24 protein-coding genes and 1 pseudogene are annotated in these 24648 nt (G+C 47.9%); 18 read left to right on the forward strand and 7 right to left on the reverse strand.

Annotated elements, in window-relative coordinates; translation table 11 throughout:
• Positions 1 to 171: 171 nt before the first annotated feature.
• The 3 genes and pseudogenes from KCO92_RS05325 to KCO92_RS05335 all read left to right on the forward strand — a co-directional run bounded on the left by KCO92_RS05325 (position 172) and on the right by KCO92_RS05335 (position 1509).
• Positions 172 to 789, forward strand: a complete 618-nt coding sequence (locus tag KCO92_RS05325) for a LysE/ArgO family amino acid transporter (RefSeq protein ID WP_104695127.1) — start codon at positions 172 to 174, stop codon at positions 787 to 789.
• A gap of 310 nt (positions 790 to 1099) precedes the next feature.
• A pseudogene (locus KCO92_RS07430) lies at positions 1100 to 1273 on the forward strand (hypothetical protein); the annotation flags it as partial.
• Positions 1274 to 1311: 38 nt separating this feature from the next.
• Entirely contained in the window at positions 1312 to 1509 is a 198-nt protein-coding gene (locus KCO92_RS05335) for a hypothetical protein (protein ID WP_104695128.1), read from the forward strand.
• A 55-nt stretch (positions 1510 to 1564) separates the two neighbouring features.
• On the opposite strand, the gene dapF is transcribed toward KCO92_RS05335, so the two are convergent.
• Positions 1565 to 2350: a diaminopimelate epimerase gene (gene dapF, locus KCO92_RS05340; RefSeq protein WP_104695129.1), complete on the reverse strand. Its 786-nt coding sequence runs from the start codon at positions 2348 to 2350 to the stop codon at positions 1565 to 1567.
• Positions 2351 to 2400: 50 nt separating this feature from the next.
• Between dapF and KCO92_RS05345 the strand changes: the two genes are divergently transcribed.
• On the forward strand, positions 2401 to 3486 hold the full coding sequence (locus KCO92_RS05345) for an AI-2E family transporter (RefSeq protein ID WP_104695212.1): 1086 nt from the start codon (positions 2401 to 2403) through the stop codon (positions 3484 to 3486).
• Here KCO92_RS05345 and KCO92_RS05350 read toward each other — a convergent pair.
• The 5 genes from KCO92_RS05350 to guaA form a co-directional block, all read right to left on the reverse strand.
• Entirely contained in the window at positions 3434 to 4186 is a 753-nt protein-coding gene (locus tag KCO92_RS05350; RefSeq protein ID WP_104695130.1) for a hypothetical protein, read from the reverse strand. The genes KCO92_RS05345 and KCO92_RS05350 overlap by 53 nt on opposite strands.
• Positions 4187 to 4234: 48 nt before the next feature.
• Positions 4235 to 4333, reverse strand: a complete 99-nt coding sequence (locus tag KCO92_RS07435; RefSeq protein WP_233709706.1) for a glutamate--tRNA ligase — start codon at positions 4331 to 4333, stop codon at positions 4235 to 4237.
• Between the two features lie 265 nt (positions 4334 to 4598).
• Positions 4599 to 5390, reverse strand: a complete 792-nt coding sequence (locus KCO92_RS05355; RefSeq protein ID WP_158652978.1) for a tetratricopeptide repeat protein — start codon at positions 5388 to 5390, stop codon at positions 4599 to 4601.
• The gene (thiE, locus tag KCO92_RS05360; RefSeq protein ID WP_104695132.1) at positions 5353 to 5967 is read right to left on the reverse strand and encodes a thiamine phosphate synthase; all 615 of its coding nucleotides are present in this window, start codon (positions 5965 to 5967) and stop codon (positions 5353 to 5355) included. Before thiE ends, KCO92_RS05355 begins: the two co-directional genes overlap by 38 nt.
• On the reverse strand, positions 5958 to 7499 hold the full coding sequence (guaA, locus tag KCO92_RS05365; protein ID WP_104695133.1) for a glutamine-hydrolyzing GMP synthase: 1542 nt from the start codon (positions 7497 to 7499) through the stop codon (positions 5958 to 5960). The genes thiE and guaA overlap by 10 nt, the downstream gene beginning before the upstream one ends.
• A gap of 125 nt (positions 7500 to 7624) precedes the next feature.
• Here guaA and ccoG point away from each other — a divergent pair, with 125 nt between their 5' ends.
• From ccoG to KCO92_RS07635, 14 genes are all read left to right on the forward strand, one after another.
• Entirely contained in the window at positions 7625 to 9022 is a 1398-nt protein-coding gene (gene ccoG / locus KCO92_RS05370) for a cytochrome c oxidase accessory protein CcoG (protein WP_104695134.1), read from the forward strand.
• 119 nt (positions 9023 to 9141) lie between these two features.
• The gene (locus KCO92_RS05375; RefSeq protein WP_104695135.1) at positions 9142 to 9822 is read left to right on the forward strand and encodes a cytochrome c3 family protein; all 681 of its coding nucleotides are present in this window, start codon (positions 9142 to 9144) and stop codon (positions 9820 to 9822) included.
• Positions 9823 to 9854: 32 nt separating this feature from the next.
• Positions 9855 to 11240, forward strand: coding sequence for a multiheme c-type cytochrome (locus KCO92_RS05380; RefSeq protein WP_104695213.1), 1386 nt, complete (start codon positions 9855 to 9857; stop codon positions 11238 to 11240).
• A gap of 166 nt (positions 11241 to 11406) precedes the next feature.
• The gene (locus KCO92_RS05385; RefSeq protein WP_104695136.1) at positions 11407 to 12591 is read left to right on the forward strand and encodes a thiolase family protein; all 1185 of its coding nucleotides are present in this window, start codon (positions 11407 to 11409) and stop codon (positions 12589 to 12591) included.
• 14 nt (positions 12592 to 12605) lie between these two features.
• Positions 12606 to 13301: a CoA transferase subunit A gene (locus KCO92_RS05390; RefSeq protein WP_104695137.1), complete on the forward strand. Its 696-nt coding sequence runs from the start codon at positions 12606 to 12608 to the stop codon at positions 13299 to 13301.
• Positions 13302 to 13919 (forward strand): 3-oxoacid CoA-transferase subunit B, encoded by a 618-nt coding sequence (locus KCO92_RS05395; RefSeq protein WP_104695138.1) that lies wholly within the window; start codon positions 13302 to 13304, stop codon positions 13917 to 13919.
• 46 nt (positions 13920 to 13965) lie between these two features.
• Positions 13966 to 15876, forward strand: coding sequence for a hydantoinase/oxoprolinase family protein (locus KCO92_RS05400; RefSeq protein ID WP_104695139.1), 1911 nt, complete (start codon positions 13966 to 13968; stop codon positions 15874 to 15876).
• A gap of 9 nt (positions 15877 to 15885) precedes the next feature.
• Complete coding sequence (locus KCO92_RS05405; RefSeq protein ID WP_104695140.1) at positions 15886 to 16305, forward strand: acetone carboxylase subunit gamma; 420 nt, start codon at positions 15886 to 15888, stop codon at positions 16303 to 16305.
• Positions 16306 to 16314: 9 nt separating this feature from the next.
• Positions 16315 to 18456, forward strand: coding sequence for a hydantoinase/oxoprolinase family protein (locus tag KCO92_RS05410; protein WP_104695141.1), 2142 nt, complete (start codon positions 16315 to 16317; stop codon positions 18454 to 18456).
• Positions 18457 to 18465: 9 nt separating this feature from the next.
• Positions 18466 to 20820 carry a hydantoinase B/oxoprolinase family protein gene (locus KCO92_RS05415; protein WP_199766155.1) on the forward strand — a complete coding sequence of 785 codons (2355 nt, stop codon included), beginning with the start codon at positions 18466 to 18468 and terminating at the stop codon, positions 20818 to 20820.
• A gap of 56 nt (positions 20821 to 20876) precedes the next feature.
• Positions 20877 to 21716, forward strand: a complete 840-nt coding sequence (locus tag KCO92_RS05420; protein ID WP_104695142.1) for a carbon-nitrogen hydrolase family protein — start codon at positions 20877 to 20879, stop codon at positions 21714 to 21716.
• Positions 21717 to 21726: 10 nt separating this feature from the next.
• The gene (locus KCO92_RS05425; RefSeq protein ID WP_104695143.1) at positions 21727 to 22608 is read left to right on the forward strand and encodes a polysaccharide deacetylase family protein; all 882 of its coding nucleotides are present in this window, start codon (positions 21727 to 21729) and stop codon (positions 22606 to 22608) included.
• The gene (locus KCO92_RS05430; protein WP_104695144.1) at positions 22608 to 22901 is read left to right on the forward strand and encodes a hypothetical protein; all 294 of its coding nucleotides are present in this window, start codon (positions 22608 to 22610) and stop codon (positions 22899 to 22901) included. Before KCO92_RS05425 ends, KCO92_RS05430 begins: the two co-directional genes overlap by 1 nt.
• On the forward strand, positions 22894 to 23868 hold the full coding sequence (locus KCO92_RS07635; protein WP_104695145.1) for a CobW family GTP-binding protein: 975 nt from the start codon (positions 22894 to 22896) through the stop codon (positions 23866 to 23868). The genes KCO92_RS05430 and KCO92_RS07635 overlap by 8 nt, the downstream gene beginning before the upstream one ends.
• A gap of 336 nt (positions 23869 to 24204) precedes the next feature.
• Here the strand turns inward: KCO92_RS07635 and KCO92_RS05440 are convergent, their stop codons facing one another.
• The gene (locus KCO92_RS05440; protein WP_104695146.1) at positions 24205 to 24414 is read right to left on the reverse strand and encodes a hypothetical protein; all 210 of its coding nucleotides are present in this window, start codon (positions 24412 to 24414) and stop codon (positions 24205 to 24207) included.
• Positions 24415 to 24648: the final 234 nt, after the last annotated feature.

Below are 24648 nucleotides of genomic sequence, written 5' to 3' on the forward strand. Positions count from 1 at the left end.
ATCACCTCCTTTCTTAGAGAAACCCTTTAAGACTTCGTTGTCTTAGAGCAGGCTCAAGGCTCTCTTGCTTAGGTGTTAGGGAAACACTTTTAAATCTCCTTTTTTAAAATTTCCCAAAAATTCACAAACTTTATATTAAAATGGCGGCTTTAAAATGATAGGGATCAAACCATGCCATTTTTCCTAAAGGGCTTCTTTTTGTCTTTGTCGCTCATTGTGGCGATCGGGGCGCAAAACGCCTTTGTCATCAAGCAGGGCATGATCAAGAATCATATTTTTATCGTCAGCGGCATTTGCTTTATCTGTGATGTGGTCTTGATGGGGCTTGGGGTGTTTGGCGTGGGGGCGTTTTTAGCCAAAAACAAAATCTTAAACCTCCTCATCGCCTCCATTGGAATTTTGTTTGTCCTGTATTATGGCTTCCTCTCTTTAAAATCTGCATTTGCGCCCCAATCTTCCCCCAAATTTTCTAAGTCCAACCCCCTACCCCTTAAAAAAACAATTTTACTCACCCTAGCCGTAACGCTCTTAAACCCCCATGTCTATTTAGACACCGTCTTTGTCATAGGCGCGTCCGCATTGATGTTTAGCGTTGAGCAAAAGCTCCTCTTTGCCCTAGGGGCAATGAGCGCCTCCTGTCTGTGGTTCTTTACTTTGGGCTATAGCGCGTTTAAATTAAGCCAAATTCTTAGCAAAATCACCAAACTCCTAGACCTGCTCATCGCCCTTGTCATGTTTTTCGTGGCCTTTTCGCTGATTTGCTATGTTTGGCTTTTAGTGGGGCACTAACCCCTCCAAGAAAATTTTTTATACGACTTTGTGGAGTTGGTAAAGGTGTTTAACGCAGTGCCAAGAGAGGATTTTTTACTCAAAGTATAGTTGAGGATAAGGTCAGGTATGCTCGATAGATATAAGTTGTTGTATTGCATGGCTTTTTGGGTGTGTGGTTTTAGAATTTAGGGGAAGCCAAAGGTGGATTACTTCTTGCGGACTTATGCGATCAAGGTTAAATTGACTTTAGAGCTAGACACAGCAAAATAAAACATATAATCCTATAACTAACCCTAACTACAAAGCCCAGACCTAGTTTTGCTTTGGCTGTGCTGGGCTTGCTTATAACTGGAGTTTGGCTAAGTGGAGAGCAAATTATCAAAAGAGTATCAAATCAAACTATCTTGCCCTAAAAAAGAGTTTAACTTGCCTTCCAAGGACTAAAGAAAGGGAGCAGAATGTTCCCATTAAGAAGTCTAGCACCTATTTTAAGTGCGAATGAGGCAGTCGAGAGCATGGCACAGAACCAAAGCGTGCTCAATGCTGGGCGATACCATCGACGTGTCTAATAATAGCACGGCAAAGCAGATCACGGGCTTGGGGAGTGCAGTGATTGATTTGGGCATGACTCCTGATGTAGCTAGCACGGCTCTGAGTGCCGTGCTCAATAAATCACAAGTAGGGGGTAAGCCCTTCAAGAAGTGGTTTGATCAAATGGGTGAGATCACGCTGGGTTAACTCTAACATTTGGGATACTAGCATGTACTAACCGCACGCCCTAAGGCTGAACATTCTAGGACAAAAGCTTGAAGAATTTCTCTTTAAGAACAGCTCCTACAAAACGCACTTCTCCTTTGAAATAGATTCCATCGTTTCCTAGGCGCAAGTTCAAGAGTTCACCACTGGGTGGGACCAAAGTGGCCTCTGTATTATAGCCATGCTGTTTATGTGCACACACAAACACAGCCGCCATGCCCGTGCCACAGGCTAAAGTGATGTCTTCGACTCCGCGTTCATAGGTGGCTAGTTTGATGGTGTGCGGGTCTTGGATGTAGGCGATGTTGACATTGGCATTAAAGCGCACACGCAAATCTTGCATTTGGGAGGTCTTGTGCGTGGGGATTTGGCTAGGATTATCTACAAAGTGCACCAAGTGGGGCACACCCGTATCTACTAAATCCCACACCTGTCCCTCTACATTTAAACGATCTTGGATGGTGTATGTTCCTAAATTACTTTCTACCATGCCCCAATCATCCCGACACTCTAGTACCTCTACATGGATTGCCCCTGCTGCGCTTAAAAATATGTGTTTTAAAGGGGCTAGACCTTGCTGGTAGGCATAGAGTGCCACGCAACGACTTGCATTTCCACACATAGCTGCGCAGCTCCCATCGGCATTATAAAACTCCCATGTATAGGCGTGTTTATGATGGGGTAACAACACCACCAAGCCATCCGCTCCAAAACCATAATGCCGATCACAAACCTGTTTGGCTAACACGCTGCGATCGCTGGGTGTAAATTGGTGGGTGATTAAAAAATCATTGCCACTGGCGCAGTATTTGTATAGATACAAGCTTGACCTTTTTGGGTATTATTATACAAAAACCTAAGATGGGGGTTGGCATGCGTCCGGTGTATTTCTTTTGGCTCTTGTTTGGCGTTGCATTTTACTGGATGCTCTATCTTTATGAAGACTTTTTAATGGACCTGCTCATCGCTGGGTTGTTATGCGTAACCGTCTTTTGGCTCAAAGAATTTTTAGACAACTACATGCGTAATCTCTTTAGTTCTCTGCTCTGCGTGGTAGTATTGTTGAGCTTTTTAGTCCTGCCTCTCTATTTCATCGTCCATCAAAGCATTGATTTTCTCGCCCATATCAATCTTGAGAAACTCTCTTTCTTTTTCAACAAGTTCAAGGCGGATTTGCTTGTTTTCTTAGATCGTTTTCCTGCGATCAATACAGATGCCAAGAGTTTCATCTCGCATCTCTCAGCTCAATCCATTATGTCCTATGTCTTGCGTTTCAGTAGCGATATTGGTAAATACAGCTTAAAGCTGGCCAGCGACACAATGATGGTCTTAGCGTTTTTATTCCTGTGCTTTTTTTATGGTCGACGCTTTTACCACTACATTTTGGAAGTATTACCCTTTGAGCGACACCATAGCCAAAGCATCTTTAGAGAGGTGGCAGGAATTCTGCGGGTGGTCTTGCTCACCTCCATTATCAATGTTGTGTTACAAGGCGTGGCTTTTGGGGCGCTGGTGGTGTGGTTTGATTTAGATTGGCTCTCTTTGGGGATCTTATACGGGCTAGCTTCGCTCATTCCCATTGTAGGTGGTACTTTGGTGTGGATTCCTGTGGCGATTTATGAGGCCTATCGCGACAATAGCAGCACAGCGATTATCATTGCTCTCTATTCCATCATCCTCATTGGGGGCTTGATCGATAGCCTAGTCAAGCCATGGCTCATTGGGTTTATCAAACACAGAATCCTCAAAATCACCCTCAAGATTAACGAGATTTTGATCTTTTTCTCCATTTTGGCAGGCATCAGTAAATTTGGCTTTTGGGGGATCGCCGTAGGTCCTACGATTACCGCCTTTTTCATCGTGCTTTTAAGGCTTTATGAGCACTCTTTTATCAAGTCCAAAAGCCCTACCCGCGCGTATCCAACAAATTCTCCTCAAAAACAAATAGAGGCTCGATAGGACATGGGCTGGTGCTAATATGCACATTCTCAAAGCCTTTAAGGGCGTACTGGTGAGTCTGTAACAGAGTTTTTGTGCTCTCATAAACCACGTGCATGAACAACTCTAAAGCGGGATTGTGAAAGATAATACTCCCTTGCAAGGGCCCTAAGTGTGGGTAGAGGGCGTAAAAGTCTAAGCGTTGTTGCTTGTCCTTTTTTGGCTTGAATTGCAATAATGCTTCCTTATGGCGATCCTTGATCACAAGGCTGACCACCTGGTGTTGCAAAGAAAGTAACAGATTGCCTAAGAGCAAAAAATCCTGCTTAGTAGTGGCGTGGGCAAAATGCTGGACCAACATGTCTTTATAACCCTTAAAATCTTCCTGGGTAAACAAGGTAGGCAGGTCCTTAATGTCCAGTTTGAGGGGCGCATCTTTGAGTTGTTCCATAATTTTGGGCTGAGGGGTCAAATGAGATAACATGATCGCGCCTACGGAGCTTTTTTGCATCAATGCCCAATAGCTCTGTCCTATAACTAGGGGTTTTTGACTCTTGGTTTCTATGATTTGATTCCCCAGCTGTAACAAGTACTTTTGTGCTCCCTTTTTCTCAAGTACCTTGAGCAGTAGGGGGAGGGTGGCGTTGAATTGCTTGGGTTGATCTTTGAGCAATTCTTGGAGTTGGTTTAAGCCTAAAAGCGCGCTAATGGGATTGAGCATGGAGTAATCCCCCCGGGCACTTGGTTAATGATACCATTAGCCACGGCTCTAAAAACGCAAAACGCTCACAGAAGACACAAGAGTCGTCTTCAACCCCCCGATGTGTAAATGCCTCATGGGGGAGGGGGCAAAATGCGTTACAACCATGCTCAATCCTTTAAGCGCGAAAGTCCTACAACACGCATTCTAATACAAGCTAACTTAAAAGGGCGCGCATGCTCTGTGTCCTAGCCAGGTATTGATAGGTAGCAAAAGCTAGGGGTCTTACGGCGCAAGTGGTAGGTAATTTTAACTTACTCATGCCCAAAGCCCTCGCTAGGTGGACTTTAAAACAGCCTTCCCCAAGATAAATCCTATAGCGAGGTTTTCACCCAAACCCTAGAACGCGAAATTCAAGCTGAGATGCAGGGGATTAATGCCTAATCATGTGCCACTCCACTTTGAGCATATCGCAAGACCCTTTAAAGCCCAGATCGCAACCCTTTAGAAAGTATTTTTTAGCTTTTTTGCGACTTTTACGCACACTATGAATATCCCAATAAATCACCCCTAAACTATGGCAAGCATAGGGGTCGCCTAATTTTGCGCCCCGTTGGTAATATTTGATCGCTTGGTCTATGTCCTTGCGTACACCTAACAAACCCTGCTCATAAATCCAGCCTAAAGTGTGGTAAGCCTGCATATCCCCCATTTTGCCCGCTTTTTGGTAGTCCATGATAGCTTGCTTGGGGTTGCTACTCTCTTCGAATTGTCCACGAGCCAAATAGGCGCGCGCAACCCCCATTTGTGTCATCTTGTTTAAATAAGCCATGATTTTAGGGCGATCGTTAGCATAACCGGCCTGAAGCAACCCTTCTAAATAGGTATTTACTTGGCTCTCAGAGGGGCGTGCCACCAGCGCGCAGGCCTGCTTAGAACCTAGCTTACACGCCTTTCTAAAATAAACAACGGCTTTTGTGATATCTTTGGGCGCGCCCTCCCAATAGAGCATGCCTAATTTTTCATACGCCCGTGCACTCCCCAACTCTCCAGCCCTTTGGTAGTCTGCAAGGGCTTTTTTGATGTCTTGGGCATAGCGCGCCTTATTGCCACTCTTTAAATACGCCTCTCTAGCACACCCGCCTAATAACAACGCTCCAAAAAGCCCTAAAATCCATCGATAAGTTTTAATGCACATGCCAATTTGCCAACAAATCCTGCGCATTAGCGCGCACATCGCCCTGCCAAAGTGCGCTAATGAGCGCAACCATATCTGCATGCTTTAAGCGCGCAATATTTTGCGTATTCACCCCTCCGATCGCACACACCGGGATTTTTAAGCACGCTTTAGCACGCTCTAAGACTTCTAAGTCTATGCAGGAGGCATTAGGTTTAGTGGGGGAGGGAAAGCACGCTCCAAAGGCGACATAATCTGCGCCCTGATCTTGGGCTTGTTTGGCGCGCTCTAAATCCCCATAGCAAGAGACCCCGATCACCCCGCTAAAGAGCGCGCGTGCCTCGTTTAGGGGCAAGTCTTGCTCTCCTAAATGCAAGCCCCACGCGTTGCACTCTAAGGCTAGGCAGAGGCGATCGTTGATCACAAAGCCCACGCCCTTTTGGATGCATAAATCGTTCAGTTCTTTAGCCAAGCCTAAAAGCTCCCTATCGCTACTCTGTTTATCACGCAGTTGCAAGAGACTAACCCCCCCCTCAATGGCGCGTTCGGCTAGCTTAAGTAAGTCAGGGTAGGGGGTGAGTTTGGAATCGCTGATCGCATACAGGCCTTTGAGTGTTATTCCCATTCGATCGTCCCTGGAGGCTTAGAAGTGATGTCATAGACCACACGGTTAATCCCAGGCACCTGATTAATGATACTATTAGCCACGCGCTCTAAAAAGTCAAAGGGCAGAGGTGCGCATTGCGCACTCATCCCATCGCTTGCCTGCACCGCTCTAAGAGCGATGGTGTTATCATAGGTGCGCTTATCTCCCATCACCCCCACTGAAAACACATTGAGCAACACGCAAAAGGCTTGCCACACTTCATGATAAAGCCCCTCAGCGTGCAAAGCGTCTATAAAAATAGAGTCGGCTTGGCGCAAGAGTTCTAGGCTGGGTGTGTTGACCTCGCCTAAAATGCGAATCGCTAGACCGGGACCAGGGAATGGGTGGCGCGCTAACATCTTTTCAGGCAGCCCTAAACGCGCTCCTAGCGCGCGCACCTCATCTTTAAAGAGTTCTCTCAAGGGTTCTAAGAGTTTGAGATTCATCTTCTCGGGCAGTCCGCCCACATTGTGGTGAGATTTGATCACCGCTGAAGGTCCTTTAGCACTCACCGATTCGATGACATCGGGGTAAAGTGTACCCTGAGCAAGCCACTTGATCACCCCCTGCTTAGAGAGCTCTCGTGCCTTTTGTTCAAAGACTTCAATGAAGGCATGTCCGATAATCTGGCGTTTTTTCTCAGGGTCCACCACCCCCTTAAGACGGCTTAAAAATAAATCTTGCGCGTCCAGCACATGTAGGGGGATTTGCAAATCTGCAAACATGTTCGCCACTTGATCGCGCTCGCTTGCCCTTAGCAAGCCGTGATCGACAAAGACCACTTCTACTTGCTCTTTTAAAGCGCGTGCGCACAAAGCCGCAACTACGCTTGAGTCCACCCCCCCGCTCACCGCGCACAACACCCGATCACTGCCTACTTGATTTTGGATGCTTTGGATTTGCTGGGTTAAAAAATCTTGCATATTCCACTCTTGCGTGCAACCACAAAGCTGTGCGAAATTGCTCAAAATACGCCCTCCCTGCGCGCTGTGTGCAGACTCTGGGTGAAATTGTAGGCCATAAATAGGCTGATGTTTATGCGCGATTGCACAAAAGGGAGCATGCCCACTCTGGGCTAACACCTCAAAATCAGCAGGCAGGACCTCCACGCGATCCCCATGACTCATCCACACCACGCTGGAATTTTCAATCCCCGCTAACAAGGGGTGATCGTGCAGATTTTCCAAATGCGCCCTGCCAAACTCTTGGGATAATGCGCGCGCTACGCGCCCCCCCAACGCGTGCACCAACCACTGCATCCCATAGCAAATCCCCAGAAGAGGGAGATTAAGGCTAAGAATCTCAGGGTCGCAATGGTAAGCTTGCGAATCATACACGCTAGCAGGCCCTCCGCTTAAAATAATCCCCTTTGGGGCTTGTGCGCGAATCTGCTCTAGGGGGTGATTGTAGGGGTAAATTTGCGTATATACCCCACATTCGCGCAAACGCCGTGCGATGAGTTGAGTCGTCTGACTCCCAAAATCTAGGACCAAAATCTCCGGGTTTGCCATTTCTCGCCTTTGGTGTTTTTGAGGGTATTATACAGCATTAGGACGGTGGCTAGGTGCATTCCCATCTTTAAACCCCCTTAAATAAACTTTGCTAGTATGGGGCTATTTATTCTCAAGGAATTCTTATGGCAAGTGCGCCTAATCTCCCTAAGAAAACCCCCTTTGGCCGTTCATGGCGCTTTAAACGCTACTTAGTTTATGTGTGCATTAGTTTCTTGTCGGTCCTCATCCCCTTTATCCGTGTAGGTGATGGACAGATTTTCTTAATCTCTTTTGAGCACCGGCAAATCCACCTGTTGGGCAAAATTTATGGCGCTCAAGAGATGTATTTGCTCCCCTTTCTAGTGATCTTCTTATTTATCTTTATCTTTTTCATCACCTCCATGCTGGGGCGAGTGTGGTGTGGTTGGGGTTGCCCACAGACAATCTTTAGAACAATCTTACGTGATTTGATTGAGACTAAACTTTTAGGCTTGCATGCCAAGATCACCAACAAACAACGCCCCACTCCCCCTACCGCACTCAATAAGTTGAAAAAAATCTTGGCCCTCGTGTTATTCGCGCCAGTGCCCATCGCCTCGATGGCTGTATTGCTCTTTTACTTTGTCCCTCCCTTAGAGTTCTTCGCCCACATTGCTAATCCCCAAGATCATGCCCTGTTATTAGGGATTTGGGCGGCTTTGAGCGCAATCGTATTCTTAGATATCACATGGGTGCAAGAGCGTTTCTGCATTTACTTGTGTCCTTATGCGCGCGTGCAGAGTGTGCTTTTTGACAAGCATACTCTCAACCCCATTTATGATACGCGTAGGGGGGGAGTCATTTACAATGAAGCTGGTGTCAAAATTCCCCTTCTACCCCAAAGGCGCGACCCAAAGAACGAATGTGTGAGCTGTAACCACTGCGTGCATGTGTGTCCTACGCATATCGACATCCGCAAGGGTATGCAATTAGAATGTATCAACTGCTTAGAATGCGTGGACGCTTGCACTACCACAATGGGCAAAATAGGCAAGAAAAGCCTCGTCAACTGGTCTTCTAGTCAAGCACAAGCTACACAAAGCCCCGTGAAGTTCTGGCGAGCGAAGACTTTGGGTTATGTGGGGGTGTTATTGATCGTGGTGGGCGTAGTGGTGGTGGGCTCTCTCAAAAAAGCCCCCATGATTTTAGACATCACCCATGGGGGGCAGTTATACGCCTTGCATGGGGAGTTTGTGGATAATAGCTACCTCTTTTTGTTTCAAAATACGAGCAATAGGCCCCACGCCTACACTTTTAATGTAGACGATCCCAATATCAGCATTTTGCGCCCTACAGGCACGCTTAATGTCGATCCACAGGGCAAATTGAAGGTAGTGGTGATTTTGCGTATGCCCTTGCAAAAAGCTAAGGAAGCGTATTTAACCCATGAAGTGACCCAAGCCAAAAAGGGCATTTTACCCATCACGATCAAGGCTTATAGTATGGATGATCCCAATATCGTTTTAGAGCAAAAAACGATCTTTATCGTGCCTCATTTTTGACAACTGGAGGAGGGATAATAGACTTTTTTACTCACAATTAAGACTTTTTAGCCCATTGATTCTTTACTGGTTAACCTTGTTGTGCAATTCTTTCGAGTATTGTTGATGACGAGGAAGCAATGGATATTGTAGAAACTCTCAAAGGCAAAAGATATCTTCTATTTTGGATATTTGTAGGGGGTTGTATGGCGGGCGTTTTTTTGAGCGTTTTGACCGTGCAAGCCGTAGAGTGGACAGCTGACGATAAGTTTTGTGGAATCTGTCATATTATGAAACCCGAAATAGACGCTTACCACCTAGACAAACACGGGGGCAATAATGCCGTGGGTTTCAAGGCCAGATGTGTGGATTGCCATTTGCCCCACAACAATGTAGTTAGCTACTTTGTGCGTAAGGCGATCTTGGGCATGGAAGATGTCTATGGGAATGTCTTTAAGGACCCCAACAAGCTTGATTGGGAGAAAAACCGCCGTCGCGCCACCGAATATGTCTTTGATTCGGGCTGTTTGCACTGCCATAGCAGTTTGATGCGCGCCACTTCTTCGAATATGAAGTCTTTTTTGCCCCACCGGGATTATTTTGAGGGACTTAGCCAAAAGAAGTGTGTGGAATGCCACTTAGATGAGGTGGGACATAAAAATCTAGGATTGCATTTAAGGGAATATCTCAAAGACAATTACAAGCCCTACCCTAGGGATTTTGTGATCGATGGCAAACAAGTGCCCATCAATGCAGAAGATAGCACTAAGCACGCGATCCAAGAGATCGTCCATCCCGATCAAACCTTTAGCAAGGAGTGATGATGTTGTTAATCCACTACAAGGAGATCGCCATGCTTGCTTCTAAGACTAAGTGCTATGCGTTCTTGGTCTTGATACTCAGCGTAGTATTAGGGGTTTTGAATGCACACCCTCAAGGGGGAACTAGTGTGGATAACGCCATGGATGTGCAGTTGCCTTTGAAGACTTTTAGAGATATGAAAGCGGAAGCCAAGGGTTGTATTGAATGCCATGCTAAGAAGAACCCGGGCATTGTCGCTGATTGGAAAATGAGTCGGCATGCCCATGCGGGGGTGAGCTGTATTGACTGCCACGGGGTTACCAGAGATAGCCCCATGCTCACCATGGATGGGCATGAAGGCTCTAAAGTGCCTATTTCTGTGTTGGTCTCCACCAATACATGTGGTAAGTGCCATGAGAAAGAAACGATGGAATTTAGACATAGCGGGCATGCTAGAGGGGCGGTGCAAGTTTGGGCAAAGGCGAGTATGCGCGATCTGATGGAACTTGTGGAGGGGCGCGGGCATCCTGACCTCAAACATGCCCCTGAAGCCACCGGGTGTATCCAGTGCCATGGATCCATTATTAAGCTAGATAAAAACAGACGCCCCACCCCGGAGACTTGGCCCACTTATGGCATTGGCACGGCTTTTCCCGATGGGTCTGTGGGCAATTGCGCCAGTTGCCACAGCGCGCATAAATTCAGTTTAGCAGAGGCTAGAAAACCCGCCGCATGTGCGAGTTGCCACTTAGGTCCCGATCACCCCGATATTGAGATTTACAACAATTCCATGCACGGGCATATCTTTAATTCTGAGGGAAATACATGGAATTTTGATGCCGCACCCGGGACTTGGAAAGTGCCCGATTTTAGAGCTCCTACCTGCGCGACATGCCACATGAGCGGTAATTCTAAAAGCCCTGTAACCCATAATGTGAGCCGCCGCTTGAAATGGAATCTCTTCATGCCCTTGAGCAGACTCAGAACGGGCGGATTTGAAACCGCTAGCGATGCCTACATGGATAATTATCGGATTACCCATGGCAATCCTTTGGCGGGCAATCCTAAAGGCCCTGAAGCTGCGCGCGCGGAAATGAAAGCGGGCTGCGTCGATTGCCATAACTCCACCCACATCGACAATTTCTTTACGATGGCGGATAAAAATATCTTGCTCTACAATGAGTATTACAATGAGGCACTCAAAATGAAAGAGGGGCTTGCCAAGAAAAATTTGTTGGACAAAGACATGTGGAATGACGAATTCCAGCGCATTTTCTACCATCTCTGGCACCATGAAGGTCGCCGTATGCGACAAGGGGGAATTATGGGCGGTCCTGATTTCTCCCACTGGCATGGGGTCTTTGAGCTCCAACAAGACATCAGAAAATTGCGCAAGATCTACGCCAAACGCCTCAAAACAAACCAAATTGAGGATTAGGCGAGCACACGAGGGAAGCATTCCCTCGTGCCCACTGCGCTAGCACTCTGATGTGTTTTATGTTACTAAATGTAAATTGTAAGGTGTCTATTTTAGGCCATTCTGAACTTTACTATTCGATGGTTTGCTTTGACATGTGAGAATGAACCTAAAAGTTAAGGATGTGATGGTGGCGATAAAGGAAGTTTACATTTACAGCGCGAAACGCAGTCCTATTGGCTCTTTTAATGGGAGTTTGTCGAGTATACCCGCTACAACGCTGGGGAGTGTGGTTGCTAGAGAGGCGTTTAATGCGAGTGGGTTTGATGCCTCTTTGCTAGACTTGTGCATTGTGGGGAATGTGATCAGCGCGGGGCTCAAACAGGCCCCGGCTAGGCAGGTGGCTTTGAACGCTGATTTACCTAAGTCTGTAGGTTGTTTGCTGGTCAATGAGGCTTGTGGGTCGGGTCTGCGCGCTGCTATGCTGGGGGCTAGCGACATCGCTTTAGGGCGCTCTCAGGTCGTCTTGGCCGGCGGTATAGAAAACATGAGTCTAGCACCCCATCTACTCATGGGGAGTCGCATAGGTTTTAAGATGGGCGATGCCAAACTTGAGGACAGTCTTTTCAAAGATGGCTTGCAAGATGCCTACCAAAAGGCTCTGATGGGAGATTTTGCTGAAGGTTGTGCCAAAACACACCAGTTAAGCCGTGCCCAGCAAGATGCCTTTGCTAAGCACAGCTATGAGAAGGCCCTGAAAGCCATTGAGAATAAGGCTTTTGAAGCCGAAGTAGTGCCCATTAGCGTGCCAAGCAGAAAGGGGGAGGTGCTGGTTAGTGTGGACGAAGAGCCGGGTCGTGTGGATTTTGAGAGGGGCTTAAAACTCAGGCCTGCCTTTGATAAAGAGGGCACGATTACTGCTTTTAATGCGAGCAAAATTAGCGATGGAGCGAGCATGCTCGTATTAGCCAGCAAAGATTTAGCCCAAGACACTTCAAGTAAACCCTTGGCCAAAATTGTAGATTACAACTCTTTCAGCCATGACCCACATCTTTTCCCCGTAGCCCCGGCCCCGGCTATCCGCAACCTCTTAGAGCGCAATCACAAGAAAGTTAGCGACATCGATTTATATGAAATTAGCGAGGCTTTTGCAGTGGTCGGCGCGCTTACCCAAAGGGATTTGGGCTTGGACGATGCGCAGGTCAATGTGCATGGTGGGGCGATTGCTTTGGGTCATCCCATTGGGGCCAGTGGAGCAAGATTACTCACTACCTTAGTACATGCTTTGCATACGCATGACAAATACTTGGGTGTGGTGTGTTTGTGCGTGGGCGGAGGTGAGGCGGTGGCGATGCTCATTGAGCGACTCTAGCATTAAGGAAGTGTATGAATAAGGTGGTAGGCAGTATTGAGGAGGCTATTGCAGGCGTGAAAGATGGCATGACCATCATGTTTGGGGGGTTTGGGCTGTGCGGGATACCAGAGAATTCTATTTTGGCGCTCAGTAAAAGCGGAGTGAAAGATATTATTTGTATTTCTAACAATCCGGGTGTAGATGATTTTGGACTGGGGTGGTTGGTGAAAAATAAGCAGATCAAAAAGATGATCGCCAGTTATGTGGGCGAAAACGCTACCTTTGAACAGCAATTCTTACAAGGCGAGGTAGAAGTTGAGTTTAATCCGCAAGGCACCTTAGCCGAACGAATCCGCGCAGGCGGAGCAGGGATTCCGGGTTTTTACACGCCTACGGGGGTGGGCACCATTATTGCCCAGGGTAAGGAGCATAAGGACTTTAATGGGCGCACTTACATTTTAGAAACAGCTCTCAAAGCAGATTTTGCCTTTATCAAAGCCCAAAAGGCAGATACCTATGGCAATCTTATTTTCAACAAAACAGCGATGAATTTCAATCCCATGATGGCCAAAGCGGCTCAAGTAACCGTGGTCGAAGTGGAGGAAATTGTGGAATTGGGGGAGTTGGATCCTAACTTTATCCATGTCCCTGGAGTGTTCGTGGATCGTATTTTCGAGGGGCAATTTGAAAAGCGAATCGAGCAGCTCACACTCAAAAAGGGAGAATAGATGGATTACAATAGCATGGGTTGGAACCGCCAACAGATGGCACAAAAGGCGGTCGAGGATATTAAAGACGGGTACTCCATCAATCTAGGTATTGGGATTCCCACTCTAGTAGCCGATTTTATCCCTAAAAATATCAGTGTCATGCTACAGAGTGAAAATGGTATGCTGGGCATGGGACCATTCCCTACCCAAGGGCAGGTGGATCCAGATTTGATCAACGCGGGTAAGCAGACGATCACACAAAGCCCCGGCGCGAGTTATTTTAGTTCGGCGGAGAGTTTTGCAATGATTCGCGGGCAGCATATAGACTTGACTATTCTAGGAGCGATGGAGGTCTCAGCCCAGGGGGATTTAGCCAGCTGGATGGTGCCGGGCAAATTGGTAAAGGGAATGGGGGGGGCGATGGACTTGGTGGCCAGCGCAAAAAAAGTCATCGTGCTCATGCAGCACACAGATAAAAAGGGCAATCTGAAATTAGTCAAAGAGTGTTCCCTACCTCTTACAGGACCTAGGTGCGTGTCTAAAGTCATCACCAACTTAGGTGTATTTGAAGTCAAGGGGGGGCAGTTCGTTCCTTTGGAACTAGCACCGGGTGTGGATAACCCGCCCCTGCCCTAGCCTTCTGGTGTAGATTTTACAAGCAATCTCAAGAAAAGGAGTTAAGTTGAAGTACTTGGTCAATTTAGACAATGGTGGCACGCTGACAGATATTTGCGTGGTGAGTGGGTCTGAGGTGACTTACACCAAAACCCTCACCACTCCCGTGGATTTATCTGAGTGTTTTTTCAAAGGAATCACCAAGGCGAGTGAAGAAATTTATGGCAAGGATGGGTTTACTAAATTATTACACACAACCGAGCTGATCCGTTATTCCTCCACTCAGGGTACCAATGCACTTGTGGAGCGCAAGGGTCCTAAATTGGGTCTCATCACCGATGACCCACACCTGCACGCCAAGCTTACTAAGACCTCTCACCAACAGGATCTATTTGATAGCCTTGTGGGAGCGCGCCTAGCACTTTTGGAGCACATCCACGATTCCCAGCAGATGGAAGCGGAACTAGTGAGTGCGGTCAACACCCTTACCAATAAGGGGGCTGAGCGATTGGTAGTGGCGATCAAGGATCGTGCTATGGAAAAATCGTTTAAACATGTCTTCCTGTTGCAATTCCCTAGGCATTTACTGGGTTCTGTGCCCGTGCTTTTCTCGTGGGAATTCACACATGACACTAGTCGAGTAAGACGCATTTGGTCGGCCCTACTCAATAGCTTTTTGCACCCCACGATGGAGCGCTTTTTGTATTCCGCAGAACACCGTCTCAAGGCCCACAAGGTTAAAAACCCCCTGCTAATTTATCGCAATGATGGGGCTTCTTCACGGGTGGCTAAATCGGTGGCACTCAAAACCTATTCGTCAGGGCCTAGGGGGGGCATTGAGGGCACAAAAGCCCTGGCCAAAGCCTATGGCTTTAACCATGTCTTAATGGTGGATGTGGGGGGCACTACCTCCGATGTGGGGGAAGTAGAGGCGCATAAAATTAAAACCGAGAGGCGTGGGACTGTCGAGGGCATTCAGATTTCTTTTGAGTTGAGCGATGTGAAGTCCTTTGGAGTGGGTGGGGGCTCTATCTTACGCGTAGATGACAAGGGTGCGATCACGGTTGGCCCTGATAGCGTGGGTGCTGCACCTGGACCTGCCTGTTTTGGCTTCGGGGGCACAGAAGCTACCATGACCGATGTCAATGTCGCCCTGGGTGTGATTGATCCAGATACCTACTTGAATGGACAGCAGAAATTAGACAAGCAACGCGCGATTCAAGCCATCACCGAAAAAATTGCTAAACCTTTAGGGGTGAGCCTAGAAGAGGCTCTTTTTGCGATGGAAGAGGCTTATGGGGAGCATTTAGCTGCGTGCTTAAAAGATCATGTGCAAAAAGACACCGTACTGGCAGCCTTTGGGGGCGGAGGGCCTATGAGTGCGTGTTTGGCTGCGCGTAAAGCGGGGATTAAGCGCGTGATCGTGCCCAAGTTAGCCGCCGTGTTTTCAGCCTATGGGATTAGCTTTTCTGATGTGGCTCAAACTTTTGAACGCGACATTACGGATTTAGACAAATCTGAAGTAGAAGCTATCCAAGCACAGATGCAGGAGCAAGCCAAGCGACACATGTATCAAGAGGGCTATAACTGGAATGAGTGCAAACACGAGTGGAAAGTAATTGTGGAAAATGCCGATGGCTCTGAAAACCATACAACCCACTTGGACGACACCGCTCAAATCGATAAGGATCAAAAACGCATTTTGGCTTACCATGTGCGCTATGAGCTCTCTCATCCCAGTCTACACGCCAGCTTGCCCAAATACACCACCACGGCTAAAGTGAATAGCAGCCGTGAGGTGATCGAAGAGAAGGGTCTGCACCATAATCCGGTCGTAGTGTTATTAGACCAAAAAACCGGCGCACATATGGAAGGGCCTGCCATTGTGGAGGGGCCTTTCTTCACTGCGAGAGTGCCTGAAGGGTGGAGCTTGCTCGTAACCGACAATGGCGATTTGATTTTAGAAGACAAAGCTTAAGGAGTAAACATGCGTGTTCCCATGACCGAGTATTTGATGATTGACCTGCACAGTGAAAGATGGCTATGCCGCATCTGTGGCCATGATTTTGGCAATGCGAGGGATACCTACAAAAAAGGCACCCTCATTTACGATCGCAATCCTGAGGAAATCCATCCTCCCATTTTGGACCCCAAACGCTATCAGTACACTTTTTCGCCTGATCCCAAGTTCTGCCGAATTTATGAGTATTACTGCCCCACCTGTGGAACTCAGATCGAAACCGAATATGTCCCCCCCCACTACCCTCCCACTATCGATATGCTCTGGGACATTGACGACTTAAAAAGGCGCTGGAAAGAAATCGGAGAAGACCCTGAAACTTCCGTGCAATATGGCCCAGGCGAAAATGCGCAAGCAGACCTGCGCGCCAAGTTTGATAAAAAATAAGGAGCTCCCATGAAACGCATCTCTGTAGACATTGGCGGGACTTTCACAGATTGTTTCTTTGCCTGGGATGGAAAATACATCGAGTCTAAATCACTCACCACGCACCACAATCTCTCTTTGGGTTTTAACGCTGCTTTGGACAATGCGTGCAAAATGGCAGGTCTCACTAGAGAACAAGTGCTCAAAGAAGTGGATAGTGTGCGTTACGCCACGACTTTGGGCACGAATGCCTTGATTGAGGGCAAGGGTCCGCGTGTGGGCGCGATTGTTACCCATGGCTTTGAAGACACCATCCATCTCTCACGAGGCAAGGGCTATGGCGAGGGCTTAGATGTTACAGAACAGGGCAACATGCCCAACGCTCAACGCCCTGACCCCATTGTGCCCAGGCGTATGGTGCGCTCTGTTAAAGAGAGGGTGGATAGTGTGGGGGAGATTTTGGTCCCTTTGCAAAAAGAAGATGTCAGAAAACAGGTGCGCGATTTGGTGGATAATGGCGCGCAAGCCATTGTAGTTGCGTTGACTAATGCCACCGAAAACCCCAGCCATGAGCAACTGGTGTTAGAAACTATCTTAGAGGAATACCCCGCCCACGAATTGGGAGCAATCCCTGTAATTTTAAGCTCTCAAGTTTCAGGCCGTAAGGGTGAGTATGTCCGCGCTAATACGACCATTATTGATGCTTTCCTCTATGAAATCATGTTCCATGCTCTAAGCCAACTCAGCTCTAACCTGCGTGATAGTGGGTATGGCAAACCCATGCTAGTAATTCACAATAGTGGGGGAATGGCGCAGAGTAACTCCACAGATAGTCTGCAAACCATTCACTCAGGACCCGTGAGTGGGGTGAGTGCCTCCCAACACCTCTCAGAAGCTACAGATATTGGGAATGTAGTGTGTATGGATATGGGAGGGACCTCTTTTGATATTGGGATTTTGCCCAAGGGTGGGGTGAAACACTACGATTTTCAACCCGTAATTTGTCGTTGGCTGGTCACTTTGCCCATGATCCATCTTAACACTCTAGGAGCGGGGGGGGGATCAATTGCCACCTACGATCGCATTCACCAAGCGGTCAAAATTGGACCTGAGAGTGCGGGTTCTGACCCAGGACCTGCTTGCTACGATCGGGGCGGACTCAATCCCACGGTGACCGATGCCGACTTGCTTTTGGGCTATTTGGACCCAGATAATTATGCGAATGGGGTGATCAAGCTCAATCCTAAACGCTCTAAATTTGTGATTGAAGATAAGCTCTGCGACGCCTTAGATTTAGATGTGATTGAAGTGTCTAAGGTGATTAAGCGCACTGTGGACGAGCAAATGGCAATCGGTATTGAAATGGAATTGCGCAAAAATGGGGGTAATGTAGATGAATTTACCATGGTCGCCTATGGGGGCAATGGTCCTTTGCATGCCTGTGGAATTGCCTACCACGCTGGGATCAATAAAATCCTATTCCCCCCCTTTGCCTCCGTGTTCTCCGCCCTTGGGGCAGGGAATATGAAGCCCTTGCACATCCATGAGCGCAGTGGTTATATTGTGCTCTATGAACCCATTGAACGCAAACTCTTTGACGAATACGATCGCATGAACGAATACATCGAAGAATTGGAAAGACGCGGCAAGGAGGATTTACGCCGTCAGGGTTATGATATTTCTGGGGTGCAACACCGCTTGGAAATGGATATGCGCTATGGTAACCAGAGGGTTACCACTTCGGTCGTGCTCGACATTAACCGCTTTAATCATGTGGGGGATGTCTTGCGAGCCATCCGCACTTTCTCAGATGTCTATGCTAAACGCTATGGCAAGGGGGTAGAAGCTCCAGAGGCGGGCGTGCGTGTGCAAACCGTGCGCGTAGCGACCTACATTGAAACTGATGTAGTGCATTTCAAGGAGCTCTATTCTGATCATAAAAGACGCGTCCCTACCGCCAAAAGCACGCGCAAGGTGCACTATGTCGATGAGAAAGATCCCATCGAAACGCCTATCTATGATGAAAGTGTCTTGAATGCGGATTATGTGATCCATGGTCCTGCCATCATCACCACCAAGAGCACAACATACCTCATCGAGAAGAACTGGCGCGTAGAGCCCACCCCTCAAGGGGCGGTTTGGTTGCTTAAAGACGATGTCAATGCCAAATAAGGAGAGAAAATGAAAAAACAAGGAACTCATGTAGAAGCCCACAAACACCCCCATGCCCACAGCCACCACGGGCACGCCCCAAAAAAGGAATTAAGTGCAGAGGAGCAAGCATGGGTGGATGATTTTATGAACGAAACCACTTTGTTTTTAGGCCCTGATCCAGCGATCATGCGCCACCACTCCATTGCTAAACGCACCCCTCTGGAGGAGGAGGTACTCAAAAAAGGAGGCAATCCCTTGCTTTACGATCGCATCCGCAGGCGCTTGAGCGGATCGTTAGATGAAGCCTTTGAGATGTGCGAGAGCATGGGGGCGGCTCCGGGGGCCAAATGGGCAGACCTCTCTGTAGCAGTTTACACTGCTAGTGGAGATGTGTGCTATATGTCCAATCGCGGGGTGATCGCCTTTGCAGCCGTGTTGCACCACCCGATTCGCTACATTATGAAGTATTGGAAGGACGAACCCACCGTGGGTATTCATGAGGGAGATGGCTTTTTCCATAACGATGCACGCTTTGGATGCGTACACAACACAGATCAATCCATGTTAACCCCTGTGATTCGCAATGGCGAGATCATCGCTTGGGTGGGGGCGACTATTCACGAGGGGGAAAATGGAGCATGTGAACCCGGAGGCATGCCTTCAGGCTCTGAAACTCCCTTCGATGATGGTCTGCGCGGAAGCCCCATGAAAATTGTCGAACGGGGTAAATTGCGCCGCGATCTGTTGACTTTCTTGCAACACTCCACCCGCGATCCTAAACTGATGCTCGCTGACATTAAGGTCAAAATGGGGGCGGTGCGCCGAGTCATGGACATTGTGGATCGCATGATCGATGAATACGGGATTGATGCCTTTGTAGGGGCAATTCGCATGACCGTTGAGGATGTGGAAAATGAAGTGCGCCGCCGTATTGCTGCCATGCCTGATGGCATCGTTACCGTGCAGCAGTTTGTCGATTCCACCCTCAAGGAAAACATTTTAATCAAGTTTGCTTGCAAAATCACGGTAAAGGGTGATCACATGACCGTGGATTTAAGAGGCTCTGGCAAAGAGATTATCAACCGCGCCATCAACTCTCCTCTAGCATCCACTAAGGCATTTTTTGCTCAAGCGATTTTAAACCACTGGTGGCCTGATTTGCCCCGCTCCACTGGGGCGCTCTCCCCCATTGAGATCATCTCAGATGAGGGCACTTGGGGGGATTGTTCTTACGATGCGCCCAATGGGCAGAACTTGCAAGCTTCCTTTAGGGCATTTAGTGCCTTGCAGATTGCCTATGCCAAATTGCAATTCTCTATGTACACCAAGTACGCCAATGTCCTAGCCCCTTGGTTTAACCAGATCAACGACTTTTTATGGGGCGGGGAAACTCAGCATGGTGAACAGGTGGGAAATCTGTGCGCTGATCTCAATGGCATGGGTGGTGGTGCGAAAGCCTTTAGAGATGGTGAGGACGCAGTCGCTCCACTTTTCTGCGCGATGGCGGATATTGGCGAACAAGAGGTAATGGAAGAAGAAGTGCCTTTCTTGCAGTTGGTGAGCAAGCGCGTGGTGCGTGATAACCAAGGTTTTGGAAAATACCGCGGTGGCATGGGCTATGAGATGATTGTAGCTGCGCGCAACACGCCCGAATGGGGCTTCATGACTGTAACTTCTGGGGCAAAATTTTCTAGTGTGCCCGGGCTCTTTGGAGGCTATGGGTGCGCCACCTACCCCTTAGCCATGGTCAAGGGAATCAATATCTTTGAGATCATCAAAAAGAACCCTGAAGAGTTTGATCTATCTATGGAACGCGTGATGAATGAGCGCCCCTTTGAAGGTGGAGTTTACACAACTTATCACATGGGCTTGCAATTTGACCGCTCCCAAGAGGGTGAACTTTACATGATTTCGCAAGGCTGTGGTGGGGGTTATGGAGATGTGCTCGAGCGCGACCCTGAACTAGTGATGGAGGACTTGCAAATAGGGCGTATCTCTGAGCATGTGGCTTCTAATATCTATAAGGTGGTTTGGGATAAGGAAACCTTTGTAGTCGATGAGGAGGCTACGCGAAAATTGCGTGCTGATGAGCGCAAAGCCCGTCTCAAGAGAGGCTTACCCTATGATGAGTTTGTGAAAAAGCATGTCAAAGACGAGCCTCCCAAAGACCTGCTCTATTATGGTTCTTGGGGCGAGGAAAACCCAGAAGAACTCATCGCGACCGTGTGGGATCACCATGGCCCTAAACGCGTTAAAGGTAAAGTTAAAGACATTCCCCTCGTGGTAGTGCCCAACCGCCATGTCCTCAAAATTGCCCAGCTGGAAAAAAGGGTGCAGGAACTAGAGGAAAAATGTGGTGAGGTGCATCACAAATTGGTGTGATTTGGTTCTTAGGGGAGGGGGGTCGGCTTTTGATCTGAGACTTTTAGGAGGTCAAGATGGCAAGAGAAATTATAGCCGGTGTGGTGCAAATGCAAGCCCTTTCTTTTGCAAGCGCGCAGAATTTAGAGAGGGCCTTAGGTTTAGCCAAAGAGGCACACCAACAGGGGGCACAGCTCCTTGTTTTCCCTGAGTTATTTGATAGTGGGTATTGTGTGCACCCTAAGGATAGGGAGCTAGCTAGCTCTTTGGGAGATTTGAGCGCGCCCACTTTGCAAGCCCTACAGCGTTTTGTTGAGCAGAGCGGGGTCGTGGTGGTGGGGTGTGGAATCGAGAAGGAGGGGATACATCTATATGATAGTGCCTATATTCTCTCTCCTGAAGGACTTGTAGGAAAATACCGCAAAATCTATTTATGGGGAGATGAGATCGATCGCTTTGAGCGAGGGGATTCTTACCCTATTTTCGCACTCGATCTAGGGGGAGTGTGCGTAAAAGTAGGCTTGCAGATTTGTTATGAGGTGGGCTTTCCTGAAGGCTCAAGAGCCCTAGCTTTACAAGGGGCAGAGGTAGTGATCTTTACTGCCGCTTTTAGTCGCAGGAGAGGCTATGCATGGGATTTAGGGAGTAGAGCGCGCGCCCTAGAAAATGGGGTGTTTGTGCTCGCTTCTAATCGTAGTGGGAGTGAGGAGCACCCCTATAGCCACCACCATTTGGAATTTGCGGGGCGCTCTAGGATTATCAATCCCATGGGGGATCTTTTATGTGAAGCCAGCGGTGGGCTGGATGAGGTGCTGGTAACTAAGCTGAATTTAGAAGAGGTAGCTAGACAGAGAGAGGAGATTCCTTATTTGAGGGATTTAAATTTAGTGCACGCCTTAAAAACACAAGTATCTTAAAGGGACGGACATGGCAAAAGAAATTTTAGTGGCTTATGGTGTGGACATCGATGCGGTGGCAGGTTGGATTGGGAGTTACGGGGGGGAGGATTCCCCAGATGACATTTCAAGGGGAATTTTTGCCGGTGAGGTGGGTGTGCCACGCCTCTTGAACCTCTTTGAAAAATATAAGATCCCCGCCACTTGGTTTATTCCCGGGCATTCTATAGAAACCTTTCCCGATCAGGTGAAACTGATCGTTCAAGCCGGGCATGAAGTGGGCTTGCATGGTTACTCCCATGAAAATCCCATTGCCATGACCCCTAAACAAGAAGAAGATGTTTTGGTCAAAACTATCGGCTTGATCAAAGACCTTACGGGCAAGAATCCCACTGGTTATGTTGCACCTTGGTGGGAATTTTCTAGTGTTACTAACGAACTGCTCTTAAAATATGGAGTGAAATACGATCACTCTTTGATGCACCGAGATTTCACCCCCTACTATGTGCGGGTGGGGGATTCGTGGACTACCATCGATTATAGCCTAGAAGCTAAGGAGTGGATGAAACCCTTAGTGCGGGGAGTGGAAACAGATTTGGTAGAAATACCAGGTAATTGGTATTTGGATGACCTACCCCCCATGATGTTTATCAAAAAAGCCCCCAATAGCTTTGGATTTATCCCCCCACGCCACATCGAAGAACTTTGGCTTGAGCAATTTGATTGGGTTTACCACGAAATGGATTACGCCGTTTTTTGCATGACCATTCACCCAGATGTGAGCGGGCGACCGCAGGTCTTGCGCATGCATGAACGCATTATCCAATATATCAACCGCCATAAGGGCGTGCGTTGGGTGGACTTTAACACCATTGCCGATGACTTTGTCCGTCGCTGTCCTAGAAAAAAATAATGTGTGTTCTGTGTGCGGATCTCAACACGGCTCTGCACTGGAGTGATGCGCATGTGTTGCCAGCCCAACGCATGCGACTCCGCATGCAAAGAGTGAAGATAGCCAATAAAATCCTCAAATTCTACGGGTTAAAATTACGCGCATGGGGGACGCAATTCATCTTAGAGGATCAAAAGGGACGCAGGGAATTGGTGAAGGACTTGGGTGGACTTTGTTACAAGGCGCAAAATTTAAGCTCCAAACCCCTAGATATTTTAGACCCCGCCTTGTTAGATTTTTTGAGCCGTGGCTAAAATCCCCATTAGCATTCTAACCGGCTTTTTAGGAAGTGGCAAAACCACTCTATTAGCCCAAATTTTAGAGGCCCATCGCTCCCAAAACTTAGCTGTAGTGGTGAATGAGTGGGGGGAGGTGGGTTTAGACGCGCAGGTGTTAAAACATTTATGTTTTGTGCCCGAGCGCATACGGCTATTGCAGGGGGGTTGTGTGTGTTGCCATTACCGCCAAGATTTGATCGATTCGCTTAGGGTCATTGCCCAAGAAGCCCCCGATCATGTGATCTTAGAAACCAGTGGCATTGCTAACCCCGCCCCCATTCTCTTCAGTCTTATCCACGATGTCTTTTTGAGCCAACATTTTAAGGTGCAAAGTGTCATCACCTGCCTAGATGCTCTCTTGGGCGCCCAACACCTAGAAAAACACACGGAAGCACAAAATCAGATCGCCACTTCCAGCGTGGTGGTGATCACCAAAACGGATTTGCAAGATAATTTTAACGCCCTGAGCTCCCTAGTGGTTAGCATCAACCCTACTGCACTCATCTATGATAAAGCCAAACTAGACCCTCTAGTCTTGCTCCAAGAAAATCTGCTGACCTCTCCCATACCCACCCCAACACCCCACCCACACTTCCAAACCCTATGTTTAGAATTAGAAGCATGCCTAGATTGGAGTGCTTTTACCCTGTGGTTAAGCTTTCTGCTCTACAGATATGGAGATCGCATTTTGCGCACCAAGGGAATTATCCAAACACATGAAGCGTGTGTGGCTCTCAACGGAGTGCAACACATCATCTATCCTCCGACCCATCTAAATCACATCCACGGGCAAAAACCCCAATTGGTGTTTATCCTCAAAGACCTAAACCCCCAAGACATTCACAACTCCCTGCAAACTTTCTTAAAGGCTTTGGGAATAGAGTTTAGAGCTCGCGTCTGTCTTTCTGTAGGCCCGGATTCTCAAACTCCAGCAATCACATAGATTCCCATCAGCTCGATCTGTTGAGCTTGGTACGCAAAAAAGATAGGGCGTAGCCCAAAATTGCAACGCATGAAAACTCCACCAAAAGCGAGCTAGGATGGCCTAGTTTAGCCGACAGAAAATGCAGGGTTGACATACTCTCCCACAACTAAAGTTAGGGGATTCCAACTTTAGTGGAGATCGCGGCTTCAAGCAGGACAGCTCCGTTTGGAGTCTTACACTCCCTATTCCAAAGGTTGATGCCCCAACCCCAAGGGTATTACCCCTTGATTGCACGAATATTAGCACAGCTATGTTGGTGCTAGCCTTATATCCCCATAGCTAAAGCTAGGGGCTTTACGGCGTGGCTGGTAAAGCTCCAAAAAGGCATAGGAGAAAAATCTCTTTGCTAATCGCTTGAGGTCGTGATTGCAGTCTTTGGCAATAGTCATGCTCTGCGTCCACTAGCATGGCTGCTAGTTTGTGCACTTCTAGTCTGTTCTGCCCATTGAGCCCCACAGCTGAGATCAATACATCTTCGTATTTTTTGGCGTACACCACATCCATTGTTCTTCCTTCTTATTCTTTGTATTTTTTGTTAAAATCCTATTGGCCCGACCACTTTCATCGCATTCTCTAAGTTTTCATCTTCTCTCCTTTGCTAAGATTTGCTAAAAAGATTTCTCTGTGCGTGTGCAGATAGAGATTTTCTAGGGCGAAAACATCTAGGGCTTCTAGGATGCAACGCTCTAGCAGCGCGTTCTGACTGATTCCCTCTGCTTTGGCCACGCGCTTGAAGGC

The sequence above is a fragment of the Helicobacter salomonis genome (genome assembly GCF_017979425.1).
Lineage (GTDB): Bacteria > Campylobacterota > Campylobacteria > Campylobacterales > Helicobacteraceae > Helicobacter > Helicobacter salomonis.

Coding starts and splice junctions, on each gene's coding strand:
- KCO92_RS05325 (WP_104695127.1), top strand. CDS start 172: ATGCCATTTTTCCTAAAGGGCTTCTTTTTGTCTTTGTCGCTCATTGTG.
- KCO92_RS05335 (WP_104695128.1), top strand. CDS start 1,312: ATGCTGGGCGATACCATCGACGTGTCTAATAATAGCACGGCAAAGCAG.
- KCO92_RS05345 (WP_104695212.1), top strand. CDS start 2,401: ATGCGTCCGGTGTATTTCTTTTGGCTCTTGTTTGGCGTTGCATTTTAC.
- KCO92_RS05350 (WP_104695130.1), bottom strand. CDS start 4,186: ATGCTCAATCCCATTAGCGCGCTTTTAGGCTTAAACCAACTCCAAGAA.
- KCO92_RS07435 (WP_233709706.1), bottom strand. CDS start 4,333: ATGGTTGTAACGCATTTTGCCCCCTCCCCCATGAGGCATTTACACATC.
- KCO92_RS05355 (WP_158652978.1), bottom strand. CDS start 5,390: ATGCGCAGGATTTGTTGGCAAATTGGCATGTGCATTAAAACTTATCGA.
- thiE (WP_104695132.1), bottom strand. CDS start 5,967: ATGGGAATAACACTCAAAGGCCTGTATGCGATCAGCGATTCCAAACTC.
- guaA (WP_104695133.1), bottom strand. CDS start 7,499: ATGGCAAACCCGGAGATTTTGGTCCTAGATTTTGGGAGTCAGACGACT.
- ccoG (WP_104695134.1), top strand. CDS start 7,625: ATGGCAAGTGCGCCTAATCTCCCTAAGAAAACCCCCTTTGGCCGTTCA.
- KCO92_RS05375 (WP_104695135.1), top strand. CDS start 9,142: ATGGATATTGTAGAAACTCTCAAAGGCAAAAGATATCTTCTATTTTGG.
- KCO92_RS05380 (WP_104695213.1), top strand. CDS start 9,855: ATGCTTGCTTCTAAGACTAAGTGCTATGCGTTCTTGGTCTTGATACTC.
- KCO92_RS05385 (WP_104695136.1), top strand. CDS start 11,407: ATGGTGGCGATAAAGGAAGTTTACATTTACAGCGCGAAACGCAGTCCT.
- KCO92_RS05390 (WP_104695137.1), top strand. CDS start 12,606: ATGAATAAGGTGGTAGGCAGTATTGAGGAGGCTATTGCAGGCGTGAAA.
- KCO92_RS05395 (WP_104695138.1), top strand. CDS start 13,302: ATGGATTACAATAGCATGGGTTGGAACCGCCAACAGATGGCACAAAAG.
- KCO92_RS05405 (WP_104695140.1), top strand. CDS start 15,886: ATGCGTGTTCCCATGACCGAGTATTTGATGATTGACCTGCACAGTGAA.
- KCO92_RS05410 (WP_104695141.1), top strand. CDS start 16,315: ATGAAACGCATCTCTGTAGACATTGGCGGGACTTTCACAGATTGTTTC.
- KCO92_RS05415 (WP_199766155.1), top strand. CDS start 18,466: ATGAAAAAACAAGGAACTCATGTAGAAGCCCACAAACACCCCCATGCC.
- KCO92_RS05420 (WP_104695142.1), top strand. CDS start 20,877: ATGGCAAGAGAAATTATAGCCGGTGTGGTGCAAATGCAAGCCCTTTCT.
- KCO92_RS05425 (WP_104695143.1), top strand. CDS start 21,727: ATGGCAAAAGAAATTTTAGTGGCTTATGGTGTGGACATCGATGCGGTG.
- KCO92_RS05430 (WP_104695144.1), top strand. CDS start 22,608: ATGTGTGTTCTGTGTGCGGATCTCAACACGGCTCTGCACTGGAGTGAT.
- KCO92_RS05440 (WP_104695146.1), bottom strand. CDS start 24,414: ATGGATGTGGTGTACGCCAAAAAATACGAAGATGTATTGATCTCAGCT.